The sequence below is a fragment of the Rhizobium sp. AAP43 genome (genome assembly GCF_001296045.1).
In the GTDB taxonomy this organism is placed as follows: domain Bacteria; phylum Pseudomonadota; class Alphaproteobacteria; order Rhizobiales; family Rhizobiaceae; genus Allorhizobium.
Window position 1 is genome coordinate 25,110 of record NZ_LJHS01000005.1, and the last position, 23,755, is coordinate 48,864.

General features: G+C 60.7%; 20 protein-coding genes. 11 read left to right on the forward strand and 9 right to left on the reverse strand.

Annotation, left to right across the window (positions count from 1 at the left end):
- Positions 1 to 376: 376 nt before the first annotated feature.
- Entirely contained in the window at positions 377 to 2,422 is a 2,046-nt protein-coding gene (locus tag IP76_RS03680) for a TonB-dependent receptor (RefSeq protein ID WP_245281376.1), read from the forward strand.
- 81 nt (positions 2,423 to 2,503) lie between these two features.
- Here the strand turns inward: IP76_RS03680 and IP76_RS03685 are convergent, their stop codons facing one another.
- From IP76_RS03685 to IP76_RS03700, 4 genes are read right to left on the reverse strand one after another with little or no spacing between them, the layout of a single operon-like run.
- Complete coding sequence (locus IP76_RS03685) at positions 2,504 to 3,451, reverse strand: ABC transporter substrate-binding protein (protein ID WP_054156845.1); 948 nt, start codon at positions 3,449 to 3,451, stop codon at positions 2,504 to 2,506.
- 13 nt (positions 3,452 to 3,464) lie between these two features.
- On the reverse strand, positions 3,465 to 4,529 hold the full coding sequence (locus IP76_RS03690; protein ID WP_054156846.1) for an iron ABC transporter permease: 1,065 nt from the start codon (positions 4,527 to 4,529) through the stop codon (positions 3,465 to 3,467).
- Positions 4,526 to 5,539 carry an iron ABC transporter permease gene (locus IP76_RS03695; protein WP_054156847.1) on the reverse strand — a complete coding sequence of 338 codons (1,014 nt, stop codon included), beginning with the start codon at positions 5,537 to 5,539 and terminating at the stop codon, positions 4,526 to 4,528. Before IP76_RS03695 ends, IP76_RS03690 begins: the two co-directional genes overlap by 4 nt.
- Positions 5,536 to 6,324, reverse strand: coding sequence for an ABC transporter ATP-binding protein (locus tag IP76_RS03700; RefSeq protein WP_054156848.1), 789 nt, complete (start codon positions 6,322 to 6,324; stop codon positions 5,536 to 5,538). The genes IP76_RS03695 and IP76_RS03700 overlap by 4 nt, the downstream gene beginning before the upstream one ends.
- Positions 6,325 to 6,446: 122 nt before the next feature.
- On the opposite strand from IP76_RS03700, the gene IP76_RS03705 reads away from it, so the two are divergent.
- The gene (locus IP76_RS03705) at positions 6,447 to 7,751 is read left to right on the forward strand and encodes an NtaA/DmoA family FMN-dependent monooxygenase (RefSeq protein ID WP_054156849.1); all 1,305 of its coding nucleotides are present in this window, start codon (positions 6,447 to 6,449) and stop codon (positions 7,749 to 7,751) included.
- Positions 7,752 to 7,771: 20 nt separating this feature from the next.
- On the opposite strand, the gene IP76_RS03710 is transcribed toward IP76_RS03705, so the two are convergent.
- Positions 7,772 to 8,641 carry a D-amino-acid transaminase gene (locus IP76_RS03710; RefSeq protein ID WP_054156850.1) on the reverse strand — a complete coding sequence of 290 codons (870 nt, stop codon included), beginning with the start codon at positions 8,639 to 8,641 and terminating at the stop codon, positions 7,772 to 7,774.
- Between the two features lie 330 nt (positions 8,642 to 8,971).
- On the opposite strand from IP76_RS03710, the gene IP76_RS03715 reads away from it, so the two are divergent.
- The 9 genes from IP76_RS03715 to IP76_RS03755 all read left to right on the forward strand — a co-directional run bounded on the left by IP76_RS03715 (position 8,972) and on the right by IP76_RS03755 (position 16,680).
- Positions 8,972 to 9,814, forward strand: a complete 843-nt coding sequence (locus IP76_RS03715) for a transporter substrate-binding domain-containing protein (RefSeq protein WP_082352394.1) — start codon at positions 8,972 to 8,974, stop codon at positions 9,812 to 9,814.
- 61 nt (positions 9,815 to 9,875) lie between these two features.
- Positions 9,876 to 10,619 carry an amino acid ABC transporter ATP-binding protein gene (locus IP76_RS03720; protein WP_306765460.1) on the forward strand — a complete coding sequence of 248 codons (744 nt, stop codon included), beginning with the start codon at positions 9,876 to 9,878 and terminating at the stop codon, positions 10,617 to 10,619.
- A 7-nt stretch (positions 10,620 to 10,626) separates the two neighbouring features.
- On the forward strand, positions 10,627 to 11,304 hold the full coding sequence (locus IP76_RS03725) for an amino acid ABC transporter permease (protein ID WP_054156852.1): 678 nt from the start codon (positions 10,627 to 10,629) through the stop codon (positions 11,302 to 11,304).
- 2 nt (positions 11,305 to 11,306) lie between these two features.
- Entirely contained in the window at positions 11,307 to 11,972 is a 666-nt protein-coding gene (locus IP76_RS03730; RefSeq protein WP_054156853.1) for an amino acid ABC transporter permease, read from the forward strand.
- A gap of 28 nt (positions 11,973 to 12,000) precedes the next feature.
- A complete protein-coding gene (locus tag IP76_RS03735; protein ID WP_054156854.1) occupies positions 12,001 to 12,927 on the forward strand; it encodes an N-carbamoyl-D-amino-acid hydrolase in 927 nt (308 codons plus the stop codon).
- A 12-nt stretch (positions 12,928 to 12,939) separates the two neighbouring features.
- On the forward strand, positions 12,940 to 14,400 hold the full coding sequence (gene hydA / locus IP76_RS03740) for a dihydropyrimidinase (RefSeq protein WP_054156855.1): 1,461 nt from the start codon (positions 12,940 to 12,942) through the stop codon (positions 14,398 to 14,400).
- On the forward strand, positions 14,397 to 15,071 hold the full coding sequence (locus IP76_RS03745; RefSeq protein WP_054156856.1) for an aspartate/glutamate racemase family protein: 675 nt from the start codon (positions 14,397 to 14,399) through the stop codon (positions 15,069 to 15,071). Before hydA ends, IP76_RS03745 begins: the two co-directional genes overlap by 4 nt.
- Positions 15,068 to 15,988: a LysR family transcriptional regulator gene (locus IP76_RS03750; RefSeq protein ID WP_054156857.1), complete on the forward strand. Its 921-nt coding sequence runs from the start codon at positions 15,068 to 15,070 to the stop codon at positions 15,986 to 15,988. Before IP76_RS03745 ends, IP76_RS03750 begins: the two co-directional genes overlap by 4 nt.
- A gap of 26 nt (positions 15,989 to 16,014) precedes the next feature.
- The gene (locus tag IP76_RS03755; protein ID WP_054156858.1) at positions 16,015 to 16,680 is read left to right on the forward strand and encodes a flavin reductase family protein; all 666 of its coding nucleotides are present in this window, start codon (positions 16,015 to 16,017) and stop codon (positions 16,678 to 16,680) included.
- A gap of 15 nt (positions 16,681 to 16,695) precedes the next feature.
- Here the strand turns inward: IP76_RS03755 and cysG are convergent, their stop codons facing one another.
- The 4 genes from cysG to nirB form a co-directional block, all read right to left on the reverse strand.
- Complete coding sequence (gene cysG, locus IP76_RS03760; protein WP_054156859.1) at positions 16,696 to 18,162, reverse strand: siroheme synthase CysG; 1,467 nt, start codon at positions 18,160 to 18,162, stop codon at positions 16,696 to 16,698.
- The gene (locus IP76_RS03765; protein ID WP_054157361.1) at positions 18,134 to 20,791 is read right to left on the reverse strand and encodes a nitrate reductase; all 2,658 of its coding nucleotides are present in this window, start codon (positions 20,789 to 20,791) and stop codon (positions 18,134 to 18,136) included. The genes cysG and IP76_RS03765 overlap by 29 nt, the downstream gene beginning before the upstream one ends.
- A gap of 29 nt (positions 20,792 to 20,820) precedes the next feature.
- Positions 20,821 to 21,150 carry a nitrite reductase small subunit NirD gene (gene nirD, locus IP76_RS03770; protein ID WP_054156860.1) on the reverse strand — a complete coding sequence of 110 codons (330 nt, stop codon included), beginning with the start codon at positions 21,148 to 21,150 and terminating at the stop codon, positions 20,821 to 20,823.
- Positions 21,151 to 21,306: 156 nt separating this feature from the next.
- Complete coding sequence (gene nirB, locus IP76_RS03775; protein ID WP_054156861.1) at positions 21,307 to 23,754, reverse strand: nitrite reductase large subunit NirB; 2,448 nt, start codon at positions 23,752 to 23,754, stop codon at positions 21,307 to 21,309.
- Position 23,755: the final 1 nt, after the last annotated feature.

Genomic DNA, 23,755 nt, shown 5'->3' on the forward strand with positions numbered 1-23,755 from the left:
GGATTTCCTGTCATTGCAATTATTGATTGACGTGTTGAGGAGAGGTTTGCGAAATGCGCTCTCTCGGCCTTGTCTCGGGTACCCGCGTATGCGGTCTATTTTGTCATCATGAATATCGGTTTAATTATCGTTTAAAAACAGTTATTTATATCGATTCATATCTGGCTACCCGTTCCGCTTAGACAAATCGGAAACCGTGCCCTGGGCTGGTGGCGTTCTAATTGTGGCAAAAAAGAAACAAATACGATGCAACCAATGCGAATTGCGCTCTTCCCGTTGACATGTCGGTTTTAATGTTGATTCAAGTTGTCAAGTTTGAATCGAATGACGCGTTGTTGAGGGGATTTTCATGTCTTTGCGATCAAGTAGAATTTTGATGCTGAGCGCTAGCGCCATTGCGCTGTCGCTGCCTGCTTATGCCACATTCGCGCAGGATGCCGCCGGGGACGAGACGGTTCTGGATGCGATTGTCGTGACCGGCGAAAAGGTCGCACGCAGCCTCAGCGACACGGCCTCTTCGGTTGCAGTCAAGGAGGAAGAGGACATCAAGAAGGAGGAAGCCGGCAACGCCTCCATCGCGGAAGCCATCACGGATGTGCCGAACGTCGTCTACACCGACAATGTCGGTGCCCCGGTTATCCGAGGTCAGGATTCCCAAGGGCCGAACACTGGGTCCGGTGCTTTCTTTGCGGGAACGGTGCCGCGGGCCAGCGTCAATCTCGATGGTCATTACATGAACTATTTCGAGTCCATCTATGGCAGCACGTCGATCTGGGATGTCGACAGCATCGAGGTCTTCCGCGGCCCACAGACCACGTCTCAGGGGGCAAACGCTATCGGCGGTGCGATCATCGTCAACTCGAAGGATCCGACCTTCACGCCGGAGGCCTCCTATCAGGCCGAAATCGGCAGTTACAACACCAAGCGCGCCTCGGTCGCCTTGTCAGGCCCGATCATCGACGAGGAACTGGCAGGCCGTATCGCGATCGATTATGCCGGCCGCGATACCTTCATCGACTATGTCAATGCTGCCTTCCTGCAGGGCGATACAGACCAGAACTTCGATGCTTTCAACGCGCGCGGCAAGCTGTTGTGGGAGCCTTCCGAAATTCCCGGTCTGTCGGCCAAGCTGACGCTTTCCCACAACTCGGGCAATCGTCCGAGCCAGGAGGCGGCTCAGCAGCCCTATGACGATCTCGAAAGCTATACAACGACCATGCCGAGTTGGGACCAGCGCACCAATACGGCGATCCTCGACGTGACCTATGACTTTGATAACGGCATCAGCTGGTTCAACCAGACGCAGTATTCCGCGTCGGATGTCGAGCGCCTGGCTGAGCCTGCAACCAATGGCAATGCGGTGGTCGAGCAGGCCAATATCTCGCATGAATCGCGGGTCAATTTCGGCTCCGAGGACGATGTGCTCAGCGGTATGGCCGGGGTTTATTATGCGCACACGACCTCTGATGAATACCTCAATTTCAGCGGCATCACGACCTTTGACGATACCAAGGACAATCTGGGTATCTTCGGTGAGTTGAGCTACAAGCTGGCCGAGCAGTGGACGCTCACCGGCGGTCTTCGCTATCAGCGCGACCACATCCAGCGTGCCGGCACCTATACAGGGATTGGCGAACTCGACTATGACGAGACCTTTGACGCCATCCTGCCGAAGCTGACACTGGCCTATGACGTCACGCCGGACTGGACCGTCGGGGGCCTGATCAGCCGTGGCTACAATCCGGGCGGTGCATCCCTGCGCCGCAGCCCGAATGCCTGGCTGACCTTTGAAGAAGAGACGGTGACCAACTACGAATTGTTCACCCGTGCCGAACTCCTGGAAGACAAGCTCTTCGTCAATGCCAACATTTTCTACATGGATTTCAAGAATGCCCAGCGGCCCTTCGGCGAACTGCTCGCCAGTGGCGTCACCCAATATTACACCATCAATGCCGAGAAGGCGCATGCCTATGGCATGGAAGCGGCCTTCGAATACCGCGCACTCGACAACCTGACTCTGAAGGGCGGCGCTGGCCTTCTGCGCACCGAGATCGACGAAATGTCTGCTTCGGCAGCCCTTGAGGGCAACAACTTCCTGAAGTCGCCAGGCTATATGGTGAGCTTCGGCGCGAGCTGGGACGTGACCGAGAAGTTCAACCTTTCGGCTGAAGCTCGCCACCTCGACAACTACTATTCCGACGATGCGAACAGCGCGGCCTATGCGGTCGATGCTTATACGCTGGCGGATGTGCGGGCGAGCTACAAGATCCGCGACGAGATGGAAGTCTATGGCTATGTGAAGAACGTCTTCGACGAGCGGGCTCCGACCTATGTCCAGATTAATCGCGGCAAAGGCGGCGGTATCGAGGCCAGCATGACCACGCCGCGGCTCTTTGGCATCGGTGTGAGAGGCACGTTCTAAGGCCTGACTGCTTGAGATTAAAAAAAAGGGCTGCGGACCGAAATGTCCGCAGCCCTTTTTTGGTGTCTGGAGCGGAGCTCCCTAGCGGTCCGCCACCGCTTCGAAGGCGTCCAGCGTATGTTCGGCGCTGGCAATCGTCGGCGTTGCGACTTCGCCGGAATCGAGAAACAGCACGCGCCCTTCGCGGACCGGCTTCAAGAACCTGTCCCAGCCTGGCAAGAGCTTGTCGAGCCGGGCGCGGATTGCCGCTTCAGAGCGGTCCTTGCCGGCATAGCTGTTCATGATCACCAGCAGATCCGGGTCGAGACGGCCGAAGCTCTCGGCGTTGATCGGGAGGGAGAAGGTCGAGCCCATGCCGGCACCGGGAACCAGTCCTTCCATTGGTAGGCGGGCGAAACCGAGGTCCTCGATCGCCTGGACGGCTCCGGACATGTCTCCGACGAGATTGATCTGATCATGCACGATCAGTGCGAGATAGGTGGCGCCCTGTTTGGGCGGCATCTTCTGGCGAACTTTTTCCAGGTGGTTGAGATAGGTTTGCCTGCGCGTCGCAAGGGCGTCCTGCGCACCGACGACATCGGCGAGTTCGGCTTCAACGCTAAAGCCGCGCGCCTTGCCGGTGCTGACATTCTGGATATAGACCGGCCCCAGCGGTTCAAGCTGGGCAAGTTTATCGAGGTCACGCTCCGTACCAATGATCAGGTCCGGGTTGAGTGCGCGCAGTTTTTCAAGATCGATCTGGCCGACGGCGCCGATGCCTTTCGGCTTGTCGTGGCCTTGGCCGAGAACCGTGTCGATGAAGTCCACTGCCGTCAGAGATCTGCCGTCATCGCCGCGACCGTAGCTGCCGACCGGCGAGATACCGAGATCCATCAGGGGAAGGCCGAGCAGCGCTTCGTGCATCACGACGATGCGCTCAAGCTTTTCCGGAATGGTGACTTTGCGGCCGCCGTCGTCAGTCAAGGCGCGCTCGCCGGCAAGGCTTGTGCCAGCCAGCAGCAGGGTTGCAAGCAGTATCGTCAAACGCATGGTCTCTTGCCTTTCAGTGGGAATGCATCTTGCGCAGCGCCTGTAGGCGAAGCGCCACGACAAAGAGCGGCACGCCGATCAGAGTCACCGCGAGCCCGATCGGCATCGGCATATCGGCACCGATCCCGCGTGTTAGGGCGTCAGCGCCGACCACCAGGATCCCGCCGGTGAGTGCAGAGAGGAAAAGACGGGCCCGTCCGATGGCGGGGGAAACATAGCCCGCCAGTTGCGGAGCGAGCACGCCGAGGAAGGTGAGGGGGCCAACGGCAGTCACGGCTGCGGAACTGAGAAGGACCGCAAACCCAAGGACCAAGGGCCGCGAACGGGCGATTGGTTCGCCGAGCGCCATCGCCATGTCATTGCCAAGATCATAGGCCGAGAGTGCGCGGCCGATCAGAAATATGCCAATCGGTGTGACGCAGAACAGTGGTGCGAAGGTGCCGATCAGTTGCCAGTCGGCATGGAACAGCGAGCCCGCGAGCCAGTCGGACAGCGCATAGGATGTTTCCGCCGGCGTATAGAGCAGCAGGACCGAGGCGAGCGCCGACAGCATGGTTTCGATGGCGATGCCCATGAGCAGGATTGCAAGCCCGCTCGACCTTTCTCCACCGACAAGACCGATCAGCAGCAGGGCGACGGCCAGGCCCCCGCCGACCGCAGCGAAAGCCACAAGGAGCTTCGATGCTGCGGGGAAAAAGACAAGGAGCAGCATGATCATGGTGATCGAGCCCTGGCTGAGCCCGAACAGGCCCGGATCGGCCAGAGGGTTGCGGGCAAGCGATTGCAGCATGGCACCGGCCAGCGCCACGCTCCAGCCGGCCATGAAGCCGAGCACGATGCGGGGCAGGCGTACGTTCCAAAGCGCATAGGCTTCGGCGTCAGGGAGTGCGCCACCGGCGAGCGAATGCAAGAGATCCGGCATTCCGGTCTCAGTCGACCCAAGCCCGGTGGAGAGGCAAGCGAGCGCAAGGGCCAAGGCAATCAAGCCAAGGCCTGCTGCAAGGTTGCCTTCGCCGATCTGCAATCCGCTGGTCAACCGTATGATCGGCTTGCCGTCGGTAGCCCTGTCGCGTCTCATGACAACTCCCTTCGCGCGGGGGAGAGATAGTAGCGCTTGACGATGACGACGAAGACCAGTCCGCCGAAGAGATCCATGAGGAGACCGGTATGAACATTGAAGGGCTGGAACGCTTCGCGCGCGGCAAGATCTGCCGCCAGGCAAAGCGCAGCCCCGGTCAGGGCGGCGGATGGCAGCAGTCTTGCAAAGCCATTGCCGACCAGGGGTCTGAGAAGATGCGGCACGATCAGGCCGACAAAGCCGATCGGTCCGCAGATTGCGACGGCAGAACTGCTGGCCAGCATTGCTGAAATGAGGGCGAGGCGGGATACAAATGTTGCGGGAACGCCAGCCGAGGCGGCCTTTTCCGCACCCAGCAGAATGAGCGTGAGCGGCCGGGCAAGGATGGCAAGAACCGTAAGCGCCAAGGCACCGATCCACCAGAAGGCTGCGAGGCGGTCGGCATAGACATGGTTGATATTGCCGCTGACAAAGCCGAGAAAATCGGCACGGCGGGCAGGATCGGAGAGCAGGAAGGCGTTGGTCAGGCCGACAAGCAGCATGGAGACCAGCGTGCCGGCCAGAATGAGTGCCAGCCCGCGCGGATCATTCCGGCGACCTGCCACACGCGCGACAAGGAGGCAGGCGAAAAAGCCGCCAAAGCCGCCGGCAAGGGCTGCGATGCCCTGAGCCTCCATGCCGAGATCGAAGAGATAGGCGCCCGCGATGACGAAGAGCATTGCGCCTGCATTGATGCCGAGCGTCGACGGGGATGCCAGTGGATTGCGGGTCAGCCCCTGCAAAACGGCGCCGGCCACGGCCGTCGTTGCCCCGACATAGATGGCAATCAGGGCTCGCGGGAGCCGCTGATAGAGGATGACGGATTGCTCGAATGTGTCCGCCTGTTGACGGATCAGGGTCTCTATGACCTCGCTTACCGGGAAACGCGTTGCCCCGAAGGTAAGATGGGCGAGAAGTGCGAAGGCAAGCACACAGGGCGTCAAGGCGAGAAAGAGCAGGCGGTTGTTCATGCTGCTGCGGTTTCCTGCAACCGGATTTGGGGCAGACAGACCAGTCTGCCATCGCGGACGAACACCTCAGTCTCAAGGTCGAAGACCCTTGCGATGGTGGTTTCGGTGATGGTCGATGCAACGGGGCCTGCCGCGACGACCCGGCCCGCCCGCAGCATGACGACATCGTCTGCAAATGCGGCGGCCAGATTGAGATCATGCAGCACGACGACGATTGTCTTGCCATGGCGCACCGAAAGTTCGCGGATCAGGCCAAGCACGGCATACTGATACTTGATGTCGAGATGATTGACCGGCTCGTCCATCAGGATCACCTCAGTGTCCTGCGCCAGAACCATAGCGATGAAGGCTCGCTGACGTTGGCCGCCCGACAGGGCATTGACCTGGCAATGCGCCTTGTCCTTGAGGCCGACGATCTCCAGCGACTGGCGAAAGAGAGCCCGATCCTTCTCCGAGGGGCCACCGGCCAGCGTGTAGCGGGCATGGGCGGCAAGCTCGATCAGTTCACCGAGCGTCATGTAGTCAGGGCAATGGGATTCCTGTGGGAGATAGGAGAGACGCTGCGCCAGTGTTCGCCTTGCGAGGCCACGGATCGCCTGGTTCTCGAGTGCAATGTCACCTGCCGAGACCGGTACGAAGCCCATAATGGCTTTCAGAAGCGTCGACTTGCCGCATCCATTTGGGCCGACAAGTGCGGTCACCCGACCCCGGGCAAATGCTGCGGACAGACCTTGCAACACAGGCAGTTCGCCGTAACCCGCGGTAACACTCCTGGCTTCGAGCACGAAATTGCAACTCCCGTTTGGCCTCTTGCGGCGATATTAAACTATAGTAAAAAAGTCCACAATTTGATTTTGGGGCTTTCCCTATCGCCCCATGCAGCAGATTTCAACGCAGGAATTCCTCGATGACCGCCTCCCGAAAACTGAAAATTGGCATGTCGCTCGCGCCGACCTGGCTCAGCGGCGAGGGCTGGCGACGCCCGGACAGTGGTGTCGAGGACCTGTTTTTCAGCGATTTTTACCTTGATATCGCTCGGCGGGCGGAGGCTGCCTGTCTCGATTTTGTCTTTCGCCCTGACACGCTGTTCCTGCGGCCGGAGGTTCTGGACAAGGGACCGGGCTTCACCAGCCTCGATCCCACGGTGCTACTTGCCTCTATCGCCCGCGAAACCACCCATATCGGTCTCTTGTCGACGATATCGGCTTCCTTTCTCCCGCCTTATATCATCGCGCGCCAGCTCCAGACCCTCAATTGGTTGAGCAAGGGCAGGGCCGGTTGGAACATCGTGACGGCGCTTGAAGGGCAGGAGAATTTCGGGCTTAAGGACATGCCTTCGGCCGAAGAGCGCTATGAGCATGCAGCAGAAGTGACAGCTGTGGTGAAGGCCCTGTGGGACAGCTATCCGCATGAAGCGCTGAGGATGGATCGGGCGACGGGAACCTTCGCCGATCCGACCATGGTGGGTCCGATTGGGTATCAGGGCACACATGTGACAGTCAGCGGGCCTTTAAACATTCCGGCTTTCGGCAAGGGGCGCATTCCCCTTGTGCAGGCGGGCGCATCTCCAACAGGACGTGACTTCGCAGCTTCCGTCGCCGATGCCGTCTTTGCCTCGACACCGGACAAGGCGGCCGCGATCGAATTGCGCCACGATCTGCGCCGTCGCGCCGAAGCGCACGGTCGGTCATCCGGCGCGGTCCGTTTGATGCCAGGCCTCAGCCTCTATCTCGCCGAGACGCGAAAGGAGGCAGAAGATCTCTTCGCCGAAACGCACGCGCGTGCAGACCGGGGACGGCAGCTTGCCGCCGTCAGCCGGATGCTTGGCCTTGATCTGTCCACCTGGCCGGGTGATCGGCGTGTTACCTCAGGCGATCTTCCCGAACCGCCCGCCAGCCCAAGAAGCCGAACTCATGCGGAGCTGCTTTTCCGACTGATCGAACGCGAGGCGCCGACCGTTTCCGAACTTCTGGCGCGGCCCGAGGTGATCGGGTCAGGCCATTGGCAGATAATCGGGACGGTTGATGACGCCTTCGAAGCCATCCGTGACTGGAGCGAAAGCGGCGCGATTGATGGCTTTATCGCCTTGCCTGGCGGCTCCGTTGGGTCCATGCACCTGGCATTGGAACGTCTGATGCCCCGTCTCGTCGATGCAGCCCTGCTGCGCGACGCTTATCGGGGCACGACGTTTCTGGATCACCTTTCGGAATAAGCGCCGAGGTCGCCGTCGGGTCAGGCTGACGCGATCGGCATGCCGTGGGCCAGTCGGTCGTTGATGTAGAGGTCGAGCAGTTGCCGCGTGATCGGTCCGACTGCACCGTTGCCGATCGGCGTCCGGTCAATCGACACGACGGGTGTCACGAAGCTTGTGGCCGAGGTGATGAAGGCCTCTGATGCCGCCATGGCTTCGTCCACGGAAAAGCTGCGTTCCTCGGCCTTCAGCCCTGCTGTTTTTGCAAGATCGAGGATCGAACCGCGGGTGATGCCGTGAAGGAGGGCATTCGAAAGGTCACGGGTGACGACCGTGCCGTCCTTGGTGACAATGTGGAAGTTTGCAGAGCTTGCTTCCGTCACAGAGCCATCCTCGACGAAGAGTACGTCGTCGAAACCTTCGCGCTGTGCCTCGGTCTTTTTCAGTGACGAATAGAGGAGCTGCACCGTCTTGATCTGTCGCTGTGACCAACGGCCTTCCGGCACGGTCTGCAGCGAGAGGCCGGTCTTCCACTTGGCATTGCCAAGCACGGATTTCGCTTGGGTAAACATGGTGAAGGTCGGCCGCATATCCTTCGGATACACGAAATCGCGATCCTGGCTGCCGCGTGAAATCTGCAGGTAAATCAGGCCTTCCGTGAGGCTATTTCGTTTCGCGAGGTCTTTATGGAGCGCCAGCAATTCGGTCTCATCTACCGGCATGGGAATATCCATGGCATCGAGCGAGCGTTTCAGGCGTGCCGCGTGGCCCGGATAGTCAATGAGCTTTCCGTCGATGACGGCAGTCACTTCGTAAATGGCATCGGCGAAAAGGAAACCGCGGTCGAAGACGGAGACCTTGGCCTCGGTTTCGCCCAGCCATTCTCCATTCAGATATACGATCCTATCCATCTCTCGTGCTAGTCCTTCCGGCCTCGGTGTTTCGCTCATTGCTTCTGTGGTTTTGCATCGCGCAAGATCGCATGCAAGCCACCTGCTGTGGTTCAATACTATTGCGCAGCTATCCCGAATTGCGCGAGGTGCCAGCAATCTGTGGATCAATTTTCTGATTTAAAAGGATTTTTTGTGGCGTGCGGTGTCGCATGGCGCGGAGTTTCGTATATCGAAAACGAATAATTCAATTCCAATTATAATAGCCAATTATATTGCAGCGCAGCGAAGCCTGTGAAATCATCCTCGGAACAACAAGCCAAAATGGCACTTCCAGCAGGAGAACAGACGATGACCTTTATGAGATCCGGCCTTGCCGGACTGACGATGCTCGCTGCCTTTTCGGTTGCTCATGCCGATGGTGTGATCAAGACAGCGCTCGACGGTACATTTGCCCCTCATGCCATGCCGACCCTTGACGGAAAGGTCGAAGGCTTCAACGTCGACCTCGTCAATCTGATCGGCGAACGCCTCGGCAAGACGGTCGACCTGACCTCGGCCCAGTTTTCCGGGCTTATCCCGGCGCTCCAGGCCAAGACCTATGATTTTCTCGCCGCACCGGTCACGGTGAACAAGGAACGCTCGGCGAACCTGCTATTCACCGAAGGCTTCATGGACACCAATTTTGCCTTTGTCGTGCCGGCGGATGCTGCCGACTACAAATCTCTCGAAGACCTCAAGGGTAAGACGATCTCGGTCAACAAGGGCTCTGCCTATGACAGCTTCCTGCGCGAGCGCGAGGCGGAATACGGCTGGAAGATTGAAAGTTATGGCACCAATACCGATGCGGTTGCCGCCGTTATTGCCGGTCGTGCCGATGCGAACCTGGCCGGTGCCACGGTTGCTGCCTGGGCTGCCAAGCAGAACCCACAAGTCAAGCTGTCTTATGAATATCCGACCGGTCTCGTCTGGGGTCTGGCCTTCCGCAAGGATGACGTGGAAGGGCGCAACCTTGTCGACAAGGCAATCGAATGCCTGAAGATCGACGGCTCCATGGCCAAGCTGTCGGAGAAATGGTTCGGCACGACGCCGGTAGCCGGCACAACCATCGTCACACCCACCAAGGGTTACGGCGTCCCGGGTTTCGAGGGTTATAGCGAAGACGAGCATCAGGCGTCCTGCGACCTGAAGTGACGTTTGCCTTTGGGGTGGTGGGGTCTTTCCCGCCACCCCATGCTCTCGCGGGAGACCCTGAATGACCAACCGTCCTATGCTGGAAATCGTTTCGCTGCAGAAGCGGTTCGGCGACAATCATATCCTCCGTGACATCAACCTGAAGGTTGCCAAGGGAGAACTCGTCTTCGTCATCGGCCCATCCGGGTCTGGTAAAAGCACGTTGCTCAGGTGCTGCAACAGGCTGGAGGAGCCGTCCGGTGGGGATATCGTCCTTGATGGCCGCAACATCATGAGCGGCACCAGCCGTGACCTTGCGCAGATGCGTCTGAAGGTTGGCATGGTTTTCCAGGGGTTCCATCTCTATCCGCACATGAGCGTTCTGAAGAATGTCACCCTGGCGCAGTGCAAGGCCCTGAAGCGCTCCACCGCAGACGCAACTGCGCGGGCGATGGAGATGCTTGAAGGTGTGGGCCTTGCGCACAAGGCCGAAGCCATGCCCTCCGAGCTTTCGGGCGGCCAGCAGCAGCGTGTCGCCATCGCGCGGGCGCTCGCACTTGATCCGCTGGTCATGCTGTTTGACGAACCAACATCCGCGCTTGATCCGGAACTGGTGGGCTCCGTGCTCGCGGTTATGAAGGACCTCAAGGGCAAGGGCATGACGATGCTTGTCGTCAGTCATGAAATGGGTTTTGCCCGCGAGGCGGCAGACCGCATTGTGTTCATGGATGGCGGCGTGATCGTGGAAGAGGGGCCGCCTGAGGAGATTTTTTCCAACCCGAAGACGGATCGCGCCCGCAGCTTCCTGTCACGCGTCAGGGGATAGCCGCACCATGCAGCGCTTCCTTGAAACCTTCTTCAATCACGACGTGATGGTGCGCTATCTCCCGGATATCGTGGCTGGCGTCTGGGTTGCTCTCTGGATCGGTCTGATGGTGGTCGTAGCCGGTGTGGCTATGGGGCTTGCGCTTGCCTGCCTCAGAACCTGCCGCATCCGGATCTGTAATGTCTTCATCATCGCCTTTGCGGATATCTTTCGCGCCTTGCCGCCTCTGGTCCTGATCCTGATTCTGTATTTCGGTCTCCCCGGAGCCGGCATCCGGCTATCGGGGCCGATGGTCCTGTTCATCGTCCTGTCCCTGACCCTCGCTGCATTCGCGGAGGAGATCTTCTGGGCCGGTTTTCTCTCGGTCGAGAAGGGCCAGTGGGAAGCGGGTCTCTCGACCGGCCTTGGGTTTGGCGGGACGCTGCTTCACATTGCCTTGCCGCAGGCCGTCCGCCTTGCCTTGCCGCCTTTGGTCAACCGCGTGCTGGCGATCACCAAGATGACTGCGCTCGGCTCCGTTATCGGCGTTTCGGAAGTGCTGTCGGCAGCGACTACGGCGCAGAGCTTTTCCGGCAGTGCAACGCCGCTTTCGCTCGCAGCCATCGCCTATCTGATCATTTTCCTGCCGCTGGTCTGGGCCGCGCGATGGTTCGAGCGGCGCCACGAACGGCGAAGGAGGACCTGACCATGCAGAGCCTCATCGACCAGTTCTTCAATATCCCGATCATGCTGAAAACATTGCCGTTGATGCTGAACGGCCTGTGGATGACCGCGAAACTGTGTGTGGCTGTCATCCTGCTCGGTCTCGCCGGTGGCCTTTTCGTCGCGCTTGCCAATCTCAGCCAGCGCGCCTGGATCAGGCTGCCTTCACTCCTGCTCACGGATATCTTCCGGGCGCTGCCGCCGCTTGTGCTTTTGATTTTCATCTATTCGGGCCTGCCCTTTGCGGGCGTCGAGATCTCGCCCTTTGCTGCTGTGGTGCTGGCCTTCCTGATGAACAACTCGGCCTACTATGCCGAGGTCTACCGGGCCGGCATCCTGTCGGTCGGCAAGGGGCAATGGGAGGCCGCACGGTCTACCGGTCTCAGCAAGAGCCAGACACTGACCTCTGTCGTCCTGCCCCAAGCGATCCGCAATGTGCTTCCGGACCTTTTGTCCAACACGATCGAGGTGGTGAAACTCACCTCGCTTGCCTCGGTCGTCTCGCTATCGGAGCTCCTCTACAGCGCGAATATGGCGCGTTCGATTACCTATAATGCATCGCCGCTCGTCCTTGCGGCGCTGATCTATCTCATCCTGCTCTGGCCTGTGGTGCGGCTTGTCAGTCGTTTCCAGAAAAGCCTTGCAGCGTGACCAACGAGACTTGAGAAGGTTAATGACTATGACGCGAATGATTATCGCCGGCGCGCAGCTCGGAGCCATCCAGAAGGCGGATAGCCGCGATGTGGTGGTGGCCCGTATGCTGGCGCTCCTCAATGAGGCCGCGTCCCGTGGCGCAACACTGGTCGTTTATCCCGAACTGGCGCTGACAACATTCTTTCCGCGCTGGTACATGCCGGATTGGAACGAGGTCGACACCTGGTTCGAAACGGAAATGCCCAGTCGCGCCACCTTGCCGCTCTTTGAGCGGGCCCGCGAACTCGGCGTGGCGATCAGCTTCGGCTATGCCGAACTCACGCCGGAGGGGCAGCATTTTAACACCTCGATCATGACCAACCGCAAAGGCGAGATCATTGGCAAGTATCGCAAGGTGCATCTGCCGGGGCATGTCGAGTATGACACCGAGCGCGCTTTTCAGCACATGGAGAAGCGCTATTTCTTGCCCGGCGATCTGGGTTTCAATGTCTGGCGCAATGAAGGCGTCATCATGGGCATGGCAATCTGCAACGACCGCCGCTGGCCAGAGACCTATCGCTGCATGGGTCTGCAGGGCGTCGAGCTGATCACGATCGGCTACAACACGCCTGCGGTGAACAGCCAGATGAGCGCCGAGGGGCAGGAAAAGCGCCTGTTCCACTCCGACCTGTCGTTGCAATCGGGCGCTTATCAGAACGCCTCCTTCGTCGTTGGCGTCGCCAAGGCCGGTGTCGAGGATGGCCATCCGCTGATTGGTGGCTCCATCATTGTCGATCCGGACGGTTTCGTGCTTGCCCGCGCCGAGACTGAAGAAGATGAACTGATCCTGGCCGATTGCGACTTCGCGAAATGTGCCTTTGGCAAGACGACGATCTTCGATTTCGAACGCCACCGGCGCGTCGAGCATTATGGTCGCATCACGTCGCAGACCGGCGTCATCATCGAAGTCTGAGGAGCAGGACGTATGGCAGACTTCGATACGGTCATTCACGGCGGCACCCTGGTTACGGCCGGGGAGACGTTCAAGGCGGATATCGGCATTTGCGGTGGCACCATCGCTGCGATCTGCGACCGGATCGTCGGCGGGGAGCACCGGATCGATGCCGGCGGCAAACTCGTCCTGCCTGGCGGTATCGAAGGGCATTGCCACATCGCGCAAGAAAGCTCTTCCGGCGTGATGACTTCCGACGACTATTATTCCGGTTCGGTGTCCGCAGCCTTTGGCGGCAATTCCTGCTTCATTCCATTTGCCGCCCAGCACCGCGGTCAGGCGATATCAGAGGTCATCGCCACCTATGACAGCCGCGCCATACCCAACGCTGTCATCGACTATTCCTATCACCTGATCATCTCGGACCCGTCGCCTTCGGTCCTTGCCGAACTTCCCGGGGTTTTCGAGCGCGGCATCACCTCGTTCAAGGTGTTCATGACCTATGACCTGATGAATATCGGGGATGGCGGCATGCTCGACATTCTGGCCCTTGCCAAGACCTATGGCGCGCTGACCATGGTCCATGCCGAGAACAACGAGATGGTGAAGTGGATGAACCGGCGCTTTGCGGCCGCCGGGCTGACCGAACCGAGATATCATGCACTCAGCCGTCCGGAACTGGCCGAGGAAGAAGCGATCAACCGGGCCATCTCGCTCGCCAAGCTGGTCGACACGCCTCTGTTCATTGTCCATGTGTCGACACGTGGCGGGGCGGAGATCGTGCGGCGCGAGAAGCTGGCTGGAACGCGGCTCTTCGCCGAGACCTGCCCGCAATATCTGGCGCTGACCCGTGCCGACCTCGACCGATCCGGTATGGAGGGCGCGAAATATGTCTGCTCGCCGCCCTTGCGCGACCGCGAGACCCAGGAGGCGCTATGGCAGCATATCCGAACGGGCACGTTTGAAAGCGTATCGTCGGACCATGCGCCGTATCGTGCGGATGCGACAGGCAAGTTTTCCAACGGGGTGGATGTGCCATATGCCAAAATCGCAAACGGCATGCCGGGCATCGCCATGCGATTGCCCTATCTGTTTTCGGAGGGCGTGGCGAAAGGCCGGATCACCCTTGGCGATTTCGTTCGCCTGTCCAGCGCGAATGCCGCGCGGGTGTTCGGGCTTGATCGCAAAGGCAGCCTGATGCCCGGCTTCGATGCTGACATTGCCATCTGGAATCCGGAGGAGCGTCGCAAGGTGACGCTCGCGGATCAGCACGACAATATGGACTACACACCGTTCGAGGGCATGGAGTTTACCGGCTGGCCGGAATTGGTCATGAATCGGGGGCGGATCGTGGTCGAGAAAGGCGCGCTGAAGGCCGCGCGCGGGCAGGGGCAGTTCGTGGCGCGCAAGCCGACCGATACGGGAACGATGCCGGGCTACCGGGCCGTCGAATTCGTTGTTGCTGCGGCCTATGGCCATGAGGTGGCCCCATGACCGATTTTGTTTTCGGGCCGATTCTGGTCATCAATCCCAACAGCTCCGAGGTTGTTACCGAAGGCCTCAGAGAGGCACTTTCCGGCTTTGGTTTTCCGGGCGCGCCTGCGATCGAATGCATCACCATTGCGCATGGCCCGCCGGGTGTGGTCACGCAACGCCATGTGGACGAAGCCGCCCTCAATACGGCGGCCGTGATCGAGGAGCGGCCGGATGCCAGCGCCTTCGTGCTCGCATGCTATTCGCAGCCCGGACTGGACCTTGCCCGGTCGATCACGTCGCGCCCTGTCTACGGCATTCAGGATGCGGGTGTGCTTTCGGCCCTTGCTCTTGCCGACATGTTCGGTGTCATCGCGGTTGCGGAAGCGTCGATTCCGCGCCATCTGCGCAATCTTCGGCGCCTGGGCGTCGATCACCGTCTGGCCGGCGAAGTGGCGCTTGCGGGTTCGATTTCGGTCGCCGATAGCGGGCATGGTGAAGAAAGTTATGGTCTTTTGCTCCAGGCGGCGAACAGGCTCAAGGCCATGGGCGCCGGGGCGATCGTGCTCGGATGTGCGGGGATGTCCGGCCACAGAAAGCGTCTTGAACAAGAGACAGGCGTTGCAGTCATCGATCCGACGCAGGCGGCGGTCGCCATGGCCTTCGGAAACCTTGTCACGGGTCTTGCATGAGCGAACTCCCTGCCAAGTCTGATATATCGCTTCGTCTTCTCGAAATTTTCGACGCCATCATGCGGTGCGGCACCACGGTGGAAGCGGCGGAGCAGCTCGGAATCTCGCAGCCGGCCGTCTCGAACGGCATCCGGCAGCTTGAGGTGCAGACCGGGGTCACCCTGTTTGAGCGCCTGCATCGACGCCTCCAGCCAACGGAGGAGGCGGTCGCCCTGCATGAAGACATAAAGCCGGTTTTCGGTCTCTTGCGCGGCTTTGCGGATCGCGCCCGTGACATGCGGCAGGGGCTGTCTGGACGCTTGCGGATCATCTCGACGCCGCCACTTGGTCACACGGTGGCGCCGCTGGCGATGCGGCGGTTTCTCAAGGAGCGCACAGGTGTTTCGGTCGCCTATGACGTTCGACGGTTGGAGCATGTCATCGAAGCGGTTCAGAGCGGCAGTGCGGATCTCGGCCTTGCGCTTGCGATCGAGCGCCATCCGGCCGTCAATGTCGAGGTTCTGGCACGGACGCACATGGTCGCGGTCGTGCCCAAGGCTGCCAGGGTGGACGATAGCACGGTCAGCGCCGAGTTTCTGTCGCGTGGCGATTTCATCGGACTGGAGATCGATTCCCGCCTCGGGCATATGGTCCGGGCAGCCTTCGAGCGTGACGGGGCGCCCTATCACCCACGCGTCGAGGTTCGCTATTGCGCCACCGCCGCCGTGCTGGCGACCGCCGGTATCGGGTCTGCAGTCATCGACCCATATACCGCGGCCTTCCACAAGACACCCGATATCGTGGAGCGATCCTTCCTGCCACCCATTGAAGTTCCAGCCGTTCTAATCACCCGCAAGGGCGTGCCGCGCTCGAGACTCCTGCATGCCTTCATTTCCGAGATGAAGCGGGCACTGTCGGAGTTCGGCACCGGCGGCTGAGGCATGAGGATGACAGAGGAACTCGTATGAAAGACGACACCGCGCATACGCATTTTGATTTCACCCAGTTGACCGAACGGGAGCGCTACAAGCTTCTGATCGGCACGGTCATCCCCCGTCCGATCGCGCTGGTGACAACCCTGAGCCGTGCGGGTCAGGCGAATGCCGGTCCCTTCAGCTTCTTCAATGTTCTGACCCATGATCCGGCACTTGTGGCGATCGGCGTCGAGAACCATGCTGACCTCAGCTACAAGGACACGGCCCGCAATATTCGGGAAACCGGCGAGTTTACCGTACATATCGTTGACAGCGACCTCGTCGAGCAGATGGAGATCTGCGCGATCAAGTTCGGACCTGATGTCGATGAATTGCAGGAGGCCGGCCTCGCGACGGTTTCGGGGCAGATGGTGCGTAGTCCGCGTATCCTGGCGGCACCTGCGGCCCTCGAATGCCGCCGGCATACGACATTGCAGGTGGGACCTGCGCGCGAGATCATCATTGGCGAGGTTCTCGGCCTCTTCGTGCGCAGCGACGCCGTCGATCCCTCAAACCTTCATGTCGATCAAGCCCTGATGGATGCGGTCGGGCGCCTGGGTGGATATCTCTACACAAGGACCCAGGAGCAGTTCGAGCACAAGACACTCAGCGTCGAGGCGTATCGCCGGCGACAGGAGGAGGGCAGGACCGGCTGATGCGTTCCCAGCCGCTCATATCGCTGCGGCCACAGTTTCCGGCTGCCAGCGTGAACGATCAACCGTCATCTCTGCCTCAAATGCATTGCCGATACCGATCAGGACGGGCTCGTCCAGTCCCATATCCTGCATCGCCCTCGGGAGATGTGCGAGCCTTCCCCGCCAGGAACGCTGGTTCGAGCGGCTGATCGCCGAGGCGATGACGACAGGGGTCGTGGCCGGCATGCCAGCCACGCGCAGCTTTTCCTCGATCGACCCGGCTGTCCGGCCACCCATGTAGAAGATCGTGGATTGGCGTGGGTCGGCAAGCGAAGGCCAGTCCAGCGATTGCGGCAGTTCGCCGTGGCGGGAATGACCGGTGACGAAGCGGACTTGCTGGGCGTGGTCGCGATGGGTCAGCGACACGCCGAGCGATGCCGCCATGGCAGAGGCGGCCGTGATGCCGGGGACCACCTCGACCGCGATGCCTTCCTGGCGCAACCGTGCGATTTCTTCGCCGGCACGGCCGAAGATCATGGGATCGCCGGATTTCAGCCGGACAACCCGTTTGCCCGCCTTGGCAAACATCACCATCATGTCGTTGATGTCTTCCTGCCGGCAGCTTTCGCGGCCGCCGCGTTTGCCGACCAACATGCGCTTGGCTTCGCGCCGCGCCAGCTCCAGAACCTCTGGCGAGACCAGATCGTCGAAGAGAATGACGTCGGCGGCCTGAAGTGCGCGCATGGCTTTCAGCGTCAGAAGCTCCGCGTCGCCGGGCCCGGCGCCGACCAGCGTCACGCAGCCAGCGCTTGGTGCCTTCGCAATACGATCTGCCTCGGTCAGAAGGATTGCGGCTGTTTCGTCGTCCGGTGCATGGTTCGAACCGAGCCCGCGATCAACGAACCTCTCCCAGAAAAGTCGACGTCGCGCACCGGGTGCCAATCTGAGGTTCACCGCATCGCGCATGGTCTGCGCCAGGCGAGCCCAATCCTTCAAGGCAGGCGGCAGAAGCGTTTCGATCCGCTGCCGGATGGCCTGGGCAAGAATGGGGGCGGCGCCATCCGTTGAGATCGAGACGATCACCGGCGACCGGTTGACGATCGAGCCGAACTGGAACTGGCAATAGGCCGGCTTGTCGATCACATTGACCGGCACGCCGGCTGCGCGGGCCGCACAGAAGAAAGCCTTCGCCTCTTCATCGGTTTCGCAGTCGGCGAGGGCAAGCGCCGCGCCTTGAAATATGCCGCAATGCCAGGGATGCGCATGATGGTTCACCGAGCCCGCGGCAATCATGGCCTGCATTGTCTCGCCGAGATGCTCGCAGCCGCAATAGACATCGACGGTTGCGCCACAGGCAAGAAGAAGCTCCGTCTTCCAGGCGGCCGCCTCCGAACCACCGGCGATGACGGCCCGTTTGCCGGTGAGGTTCCAGAAAACGGGCAGCTTGGCGAGTGGCGCGATGCGCTCCGGTGTCTTATTCGGCGGCGAGAACGTGCGTGGCATCGACAATCCTCCTGATTTCCGGGCGGCAGGAGCCGCAATTGGTGCCTGCATTCAAAGCCTTGCCGATGGCTTCGACCGAGCAGCAGCCGCTACGGGCGGCAGCCGAAATCTCGTTGACGCCGACCGAGAAACACGAGCAGACGATCGCGCCCTTATCCGGCCGTCCGGGTGCCGGCCGCCCTGCCACCAGCATGGATCGCGCTCGCGGGTCGGAATGGCGCTCGGTCAGCTGGTCCGCTGCCCACTGCCGCGACACGGACACTGGTCCGCGCGACACAAAAAGTGCTGCGATCAGCTGGTCGCCTTCGAATGCGAGGATCCGGTGGTCGCCTGTCTGACTGTCGATATAGCCTAAGAGTTGCAGGCTCTCGCCGAGGTTCAGGCTATCACGAAGCCAGCTCTCCCAGCCGTCTGCCGTCGTATTGCCGGCAAATTCCACCCGATGGCCGCCATTCGTCCGCGCAATCGCCCAGTAGGCGAAAGGCAGGTCTGCTGGCTTTATGGTGGAAACGAGGAAGCCGTGGTTGGAGGCCTCGTTGCGCTTGACGGAGACCTCCGTCCGCTTCAGGGCGGGTTGCCCCGAGACGGGATCGACCTTGGACGGCACCAGCGTGCAGACACGGGCGGACGGTGCCGTTTCACCGGTCCAGTGCATGGGAACGAAGACCGCGCCGCGCGCCTGCCTCTCCGTCAGCAGGGCCCGGACGATGACAGTTGCGCCGTCGCGGCCTTCCACCTCGACGAGATCCGCATCCGACAGCCCGATTTCCGCGGCATCGAGTGGGTGGATCTCGCAAAAAGGTTCGGCGATGTGGGCGGACAAACGGGCGCTCTTTCCGGTCCGGGTCATCGTGTGCCAGTGGTCGCGCACCCGGCCGGTGTTGAGCGTGAAGGGATAACGCTCGTCCAGCTTCGGCATGGCAGCCGCGGCGACGGCTATGAAACGCGCCTTGCCGTCAGGGTGATAGAAGCGGCCGTCGGCAAAGAAGCGCTCGCGTGGTGCGGTGCCCTCCGCTTGGGGCCATTGGAACGGCGACAGCTTGTCGTAGGCTTCATCGTCGATCGTGGCATGCGCGCCGATGTCGAAGTCGCGCGTGCCATCGTTTTCAAAGGCGGACAGGGTTGCATGTTCGGCAAAGATTTCAGCTGGCGAGGCATAATCGAAAGCCTTGGCAAACCCCATGCGCTTTCCGACTTCAGCAAGCTGCCACCAATCCGGACGGGCTTCGGCCGGTACGGACAAGAAGGGTCGCTGGCGCGAGATCCGGCGTTCGGAATTGGTGACGGTGCCGGATTTTTCACCCCATCCCGTTGCTGGCAGGAGCACATGGGCGAGCCGCGCCGTGTCCGTATTCTTCTGGATGTCGGAGACCACAATGAAGGGGCAGACTTCCAGTGCTTTCCTGATGGCGTCTGCGTTCGGCATAGAGACCACGGGGTTGGTGGACATGATCCAGATCGCCTTGATCCGGCCGTCGGCCACGGCCTCGAACATGTCGACGGCCTTGAGGCCGGCTTTGGCCGCGATGACTGGCGCATTCCAGAAGCGCTGGACCCTTTCGCGATCAACCGGGTTCTCGATCGCCATATGGCCGGCGAGCATGTTGGCGAGACCACCGACTTCGCGTCCGCCCATAGCATTGGGCTGACCGGTGAGCGAAAATGGTCCCATGCCGGGCTGGCCGATCCGGCCCGTGGCCAGATGGCAGTTGAGTATGGCGTTCACCTTGTCGGTGCCTGAGGCCGACTGGTTGACGCCTTGGCTGTAGCAGGTGACGACCTTCTCCGTCTGCCCGAAGAGCCAGAAGAACTGGCGAAGCAGCATGCCGGATACGCCCGTTGCCTCGGAAAGGTCCGACATGGACTGGCGAGAAACCGCCATCAGCGCTTCGGCTAGACCAGTCGTGTGGGCGCCAACGAAAGCTTCGTCGGTCCGGCCGGTCTCGACCAGATGGGCGAGCAGACCGTTGAACAGGGCAACGTCTCCATCCGGGCGGACGGAGAGGTGCAGATCGGCGAGATCGGAAGTGGCGGTGCGCCGCGGATCGATGACGACAACCTTCATCGTCGGCCGTGCGGCCTTGGCAGCCGCGAGGCGCTGGTAGAGAACGGGATGGCACCAGGCCATATTGGAGCCAACCAGCACGACGAGATCGGCAAGCTCCAGATCCTCATAAGCGCCGGGGACTGTATCGGACCCGAAGGCGCGCCGGTGCCCGGCAACGGAGGATGCCATGCAAAGGCGTGAATTGGTGTCGATATTGGCGGAGCCGATGAAGCCTTTCATCAGTTTGTTGGCGACGTAGTAGTCTTCGGTCAGCAACTGGCCGGATACGTAGAAGGCAACGGAGTCGGGCCCATGCTCGGCGATTGTTTGGCTAAAGGTCGTCGCGACGCGGTCTAGCGCTTCGTCCCAGGCAGCCCGTTCACCATCGATCTCAGGGTAGAGTGCCCGACCGTCGAGATCGAGCGTTTCGGCGAGCGCCGAGCCCTTGGAGCAGAGGCGGCCGAAATTGGCCGGATGGTCCGGATCGCCGTTGACGCTCACCTTGCCGGCGTCATCGACACTGGCAATCACGCCGCAGCCGACGCCGCAATAGGGACAGGTGGTCTTGGTTTCAGTCGACATGGACGCCTTCGCCAAGCTCACCATCGCATTCACTCCGCCGCTACCAGCATCGCGTCGAGCGCGATGGAGAGTTGACCGTCGATGTTGCGCAGCGGAATGGTCCTGACCTCACCTTCATCGGCCCCGAGCGCCTTGCCGCTTTCGAGCGAGATGACGAAGTTGTGCAGGGGGCAGGTGACGGCCTTGCCGTGCACGATGCCCTGGGAGAGCGGGCCGCCCTTGTGGGGGCAGTGGTCCTCGATGGCGAAAACCTCGTTTTCGTTGGTGCGGAAAACGGCGATCTTGCCCTCGGGCGTTTTCACGCAGCGGGCACCACGCAGGGGAATGTCGTCGATATGGCCGATGGCGATCCAGTTCATGGGTGTGTTCCTTGTTGTTGCCTAAGACCCCTCCCCACCCTCCCCACAAGGGGGAGGGCTTAACCCAGCCGAACCCTTGGTGAGAGAACCGAGCGGTTTCAGCTTGGTCCTCTCCCCCCTTGTGGGGGAGATGGCCGGCAGGCCAGAGAGGGTCTTCTATTCCGCCGCCGCCGAGAACCCGACGGTTGCCATGGGCTTGAACTCATGCTTGTCCTTGCCGGAGACGCGTTCCGACCAGGGGTCCACCTGGGCAAACGACTGGCTGAAGACGAAGCGCTCGTAATAGCCCTTGCGCTTTTCCGCGTCGGTCATGATCTGGCGGCGGATCTCATCCAGTCCGACGCGCTTGGCCCATTTGTAGATGCGCTCGAGATAACGGGCCTGCTCGCGGTACATCTGGGTGAGCGCCACGATATGTTCGAGGGCTTCGTCCTCGCTCTTCACCAGGCCGAGCACTTCGGTGCCCTTGATGTCGAGGCCGGCAGCACCGGCGAAGTGGATCTCGAAACCACTGTCGACGCAGATGACGCCGATATCCTTGCAGGTGGCTTCGGCGCAGTTGCGCGGACACCCAGAAACGGCGAGCTTCAGCTTCGCCGGTGTCCATGAGCCCCACATGAATTTCTCAATGCGGATGCCAAGCCCGGTTGAATCCTGCGTTCCGAAGCGGCACCAGTCGGAACCGACGCAGGTCTTTACGGTGCGAAGGCCCTTGGCATAGGCCTGGCCGGAGACGAAACCGGCCTTGCCGAGATCGGACCAGACGGCGGGCAGGTCTTCCTTCTCGATACCGAGCAAATCGATGCGCTGACCGCCGGTCACCTTCACCAGTGGGATATCAAACTTGTCGACGACATCGGCGATCGCGCGCAGTTCGGCGGCATTCGTGACGCCGCCCCACATGCGCGGCACGACCGAATAGGTGCCGTCTTTCTGGATGTTGGCGTGCACGCGTTCGTTGATGTAACGCGACTGGTAGTCATCGGCATATTCATCCGGCCAGTCACAAACCAGGTAGTAGTTGAGTGCCGGACGGCATTTGGCGCAGCCGCAGGATGTCTTCCACTCCAGTTCCTGCATCACGGCTGGAATGGTCTTCAGCCCCTTGGCCTTGATCAGACGGCGGACATCATCATGACCGAGTTCGGTGCAGGTGCACATTGGTGTTACGGCGGCGGGGTTGTAGGCGTCGCCCAAAGTCAGGGCCATCAACTGCTCGACAAGGCCCGTGCAGGAGCCGCAAGAAGCGGATGCTTTGGTATGGGCGCGCACGTCATCAAGCGAGGTCAGGCCCTTGGACGAGATCGTGGTCGTGATCTTGCCCTTGCAGACGCCGTTGCAGCCGCAGATTTCTGCATCATCCGGCAAGGCTGCAACGGCCGCCATAGGGTCCAGCGGGGTGCCCCCCTGGTATGACTGGCCGAATATCAGGGTTTCGCGCATTTGAGAGATGTCGGTTCCGCGCTTCATCAGATCGAAGAACCAGGAACCGTCAGCGGTTTCGCCGTAGAGCACGGCGCCGAGGATCTTGTTGTCCTTCAGCACGAGGCGCTTGTAGATGCCGGCGGAAGCATCGCGCAGAACGATTTCCTCGCGGTCAGGCGCTTCTGCAAAGTCGCCGGCCGAGAACAGGTTGATGCCGGTCACCTTGAGCTTCGTGTTGACGACGGAGCCGTGATACTCGCCGGTGCCACCGGTCAGGCAATCGGCAAGAACGCGGGCTGCTTCATAAAGGGGCGCGACGAGGCCGTAGCAGGTGCCGCGATGTTCGGCGCATTCGCCGAGTGCAAAGATATTGGGGTCCGAGGTCATCATGCCGTCGTCGACGACAATGCCGCGGTTGACCGCTATGCCTGCATCCTTGGCGAGCTGGGAGGCCGGGCGGATGCCGACGGCCATGATGACCATGTCGCCCTTGATCACACGGCCGTCTTCCAGTTCGATGCCTTCGACCTTGTCGGTTCCGAGGATCTGCTTGGTGTTGGCCTTTGTGATGATGTCGATGCCGCGTTCGGTGAGCGCCTTTTCCAAGAGGTAGGCGGCGGCCGGATCGAGCTGGCGCTCCATGATGGTTGGCATCAGGTGGATGACGGTGACATCCATTCCCTGGCGCTTCAGGCCGTAAGCCGCTTCAAGACCCAGCAGGCCGGCGCCGATGACGATGGCGCGACCCTTGCCTTCGGCGATCTTCAGCATGTTGTCGACGTCGTCGAGATCTCGGTAGGGCAGTACACCCGGCAGCTGGTGGCCGGGAACCGGGATGATGAAGGGCAGCGAGCCGGTTGCGATGACCAGCTTGTCGTAAGGGACTGTGATGCCGTTGGCCGATGTCACCGTCTTGGCCTGGCGATCGATCTCGGTGACTTTGGCGCCCTTGTGCAGGGTCACGCCATGGGCGGTGTACCAGTGGTCATTGTGGATGACGATGTCTTCATAGGACTTTTCGCCTGATAGCACCGGCGAGAGCATGATGCGGTCGTAGTTGACGCGCGGCTCAGCGTTGAAGATGGTCACGTCGTAAAGGCCCGGCGCCTTTTCGAACAATTCCTCCATCATGCGGCCCGGAGCCATGCCATTTCCGATGATGACGAGTTTCTCAGCCATT

Excerpts from the sequence above, each read along its gene's own strand:
- cysG (WP_054156859.1), bottom strand. The coding sequence starts at position 18,162 with ATGCCACGCACGTTCTCGCCGCCGAATAAGACACCGGAGCGCATCGCG.
- hydA (WP_054156855.1), top strand. The coding sequence starts at position 12,940 with ATGGCAGACTTCGATACGGTCATTCACGGCGGCACCCTGGTTACGGCC.
- IP76_RS03725 (WP_054156852.1), top strand. The coding sequence starts at position 10,627 with ATGCAGCGCTTCCTTGAAACCTTCTTCAATCACGACGTGATGGTGCGC.
- IP76_RS03690 (WP_054156846.1), bottom strand. The coding sequence starts at position 4,529 with ATGAGACGCGACAGGGCTACCGACGGCAAGCCGATCATACGGTTGACC.
- IP76_RS03710 (WP_054156850.1), bottom strand. The coding sequence starts at position 8,641 with ATGGATAGGATCGTATATCTGAATGGAGAATGGCTGGGCGAAACCGAG.
- IP76_RS03695 (WP_054156847.1), bottom strand. The coding sequence starts at position 5,539 with ATGAACAACCGCCTGCTCTTTCTCGCCTTGACGCCCTGTGTGCTTGCC.
- IP76_RS03755 (WP_054156858.1), top strand. The coding sequence starts at position 16,015 with ATGAAAGACGACACCGCGCATACGCATTTTGATTTCACCCAGTTGACC.
- IP76_RS03715 (WP_082352394.1), top strand. The coding sequence starts at position 8,972 with ATGACCTTTATGAGATCCGGCCTTGCCGGACTGACGATGCTCGCTGCC.
- IP76_RS03735 (WP_054156854.1), top strand. The coding sequence starts at position 12,001 with ATGACGCGAATGATTATCGCCGGCGCGCAGCTCGGAGCCATCCAGAAG.
- IP76_RS03765 (WP_054157361.1), bottom strand. The coding sequence starts at position 20,791 with ATGTCGACTGAAACCAAGACCACCTGTCCCTATTGCGGCGTCGGCTGC.
- IP76_RS03680 (WP_245281376.1), top strand. The coding sequence starts at position 377 with ATGCTGAGCGCTAGCGCCATTGCGCTGTCGCTGCCTGCTTATGCCACA.
- IP76_RS03685 (WP_054156845.1), bottom strand. The coding sequence starts at position 3,451 with ATGCGTTTGACGATACTGCTTGCAACCCTGCTGCTGGCTGGCACAAGC.
- IP76_RS03750 (WP_054156857.1), top strand. The coding sequence starts at position 15,068 with ATGAGCGAACTCCCTGCCAAGTCTGATATATCGCTTCGTCTTCTCGAA.
- IP76_RS03705 (WP_054156849.1), top strand. The coding sequence starts at position 6,447 with ATGACCGCCTCCCGAAAACTGAAAATTGGCATGTCGCTCGCGCCGACC.
- IP76_RS03730 (WP_054156853.1), top strand. The coding sequence starts at position 11,307 with ATGCAGAGCCTCATCGACCAGTTCTTCAATATCCCGATCATGCTGAAA.
- nirB (WP_054156861.1), bottom strand. The coding sequence starts at position 23,754 with ATGGCTGAGAAACTCGTCATCATCGGAAATGGCATGGCTCCGGGCCGC.
- nirD (WP_054156860.1), bottom strand. The coding sequence starts at position 21,150 with ATGAACTGGATCGCCATCGGCCATATCGACGACATTCCCCTGCGTGGT.
- IP76_RS03745 (WP_054156856.1), top strand. The coding sequence starts at position 14,397 with ATGACCGATTTTGTTTTCGGGCCGATTCTGGTCATCAATCCCAACAGC.
- IP76_RS03720 (WP_306765460.1), top strand. The coding sequence starts at position 9,876 with ATGACCAACCGTCCTATGCTGGAAATCGTTTCGCTGCAGAAGCGGTTC.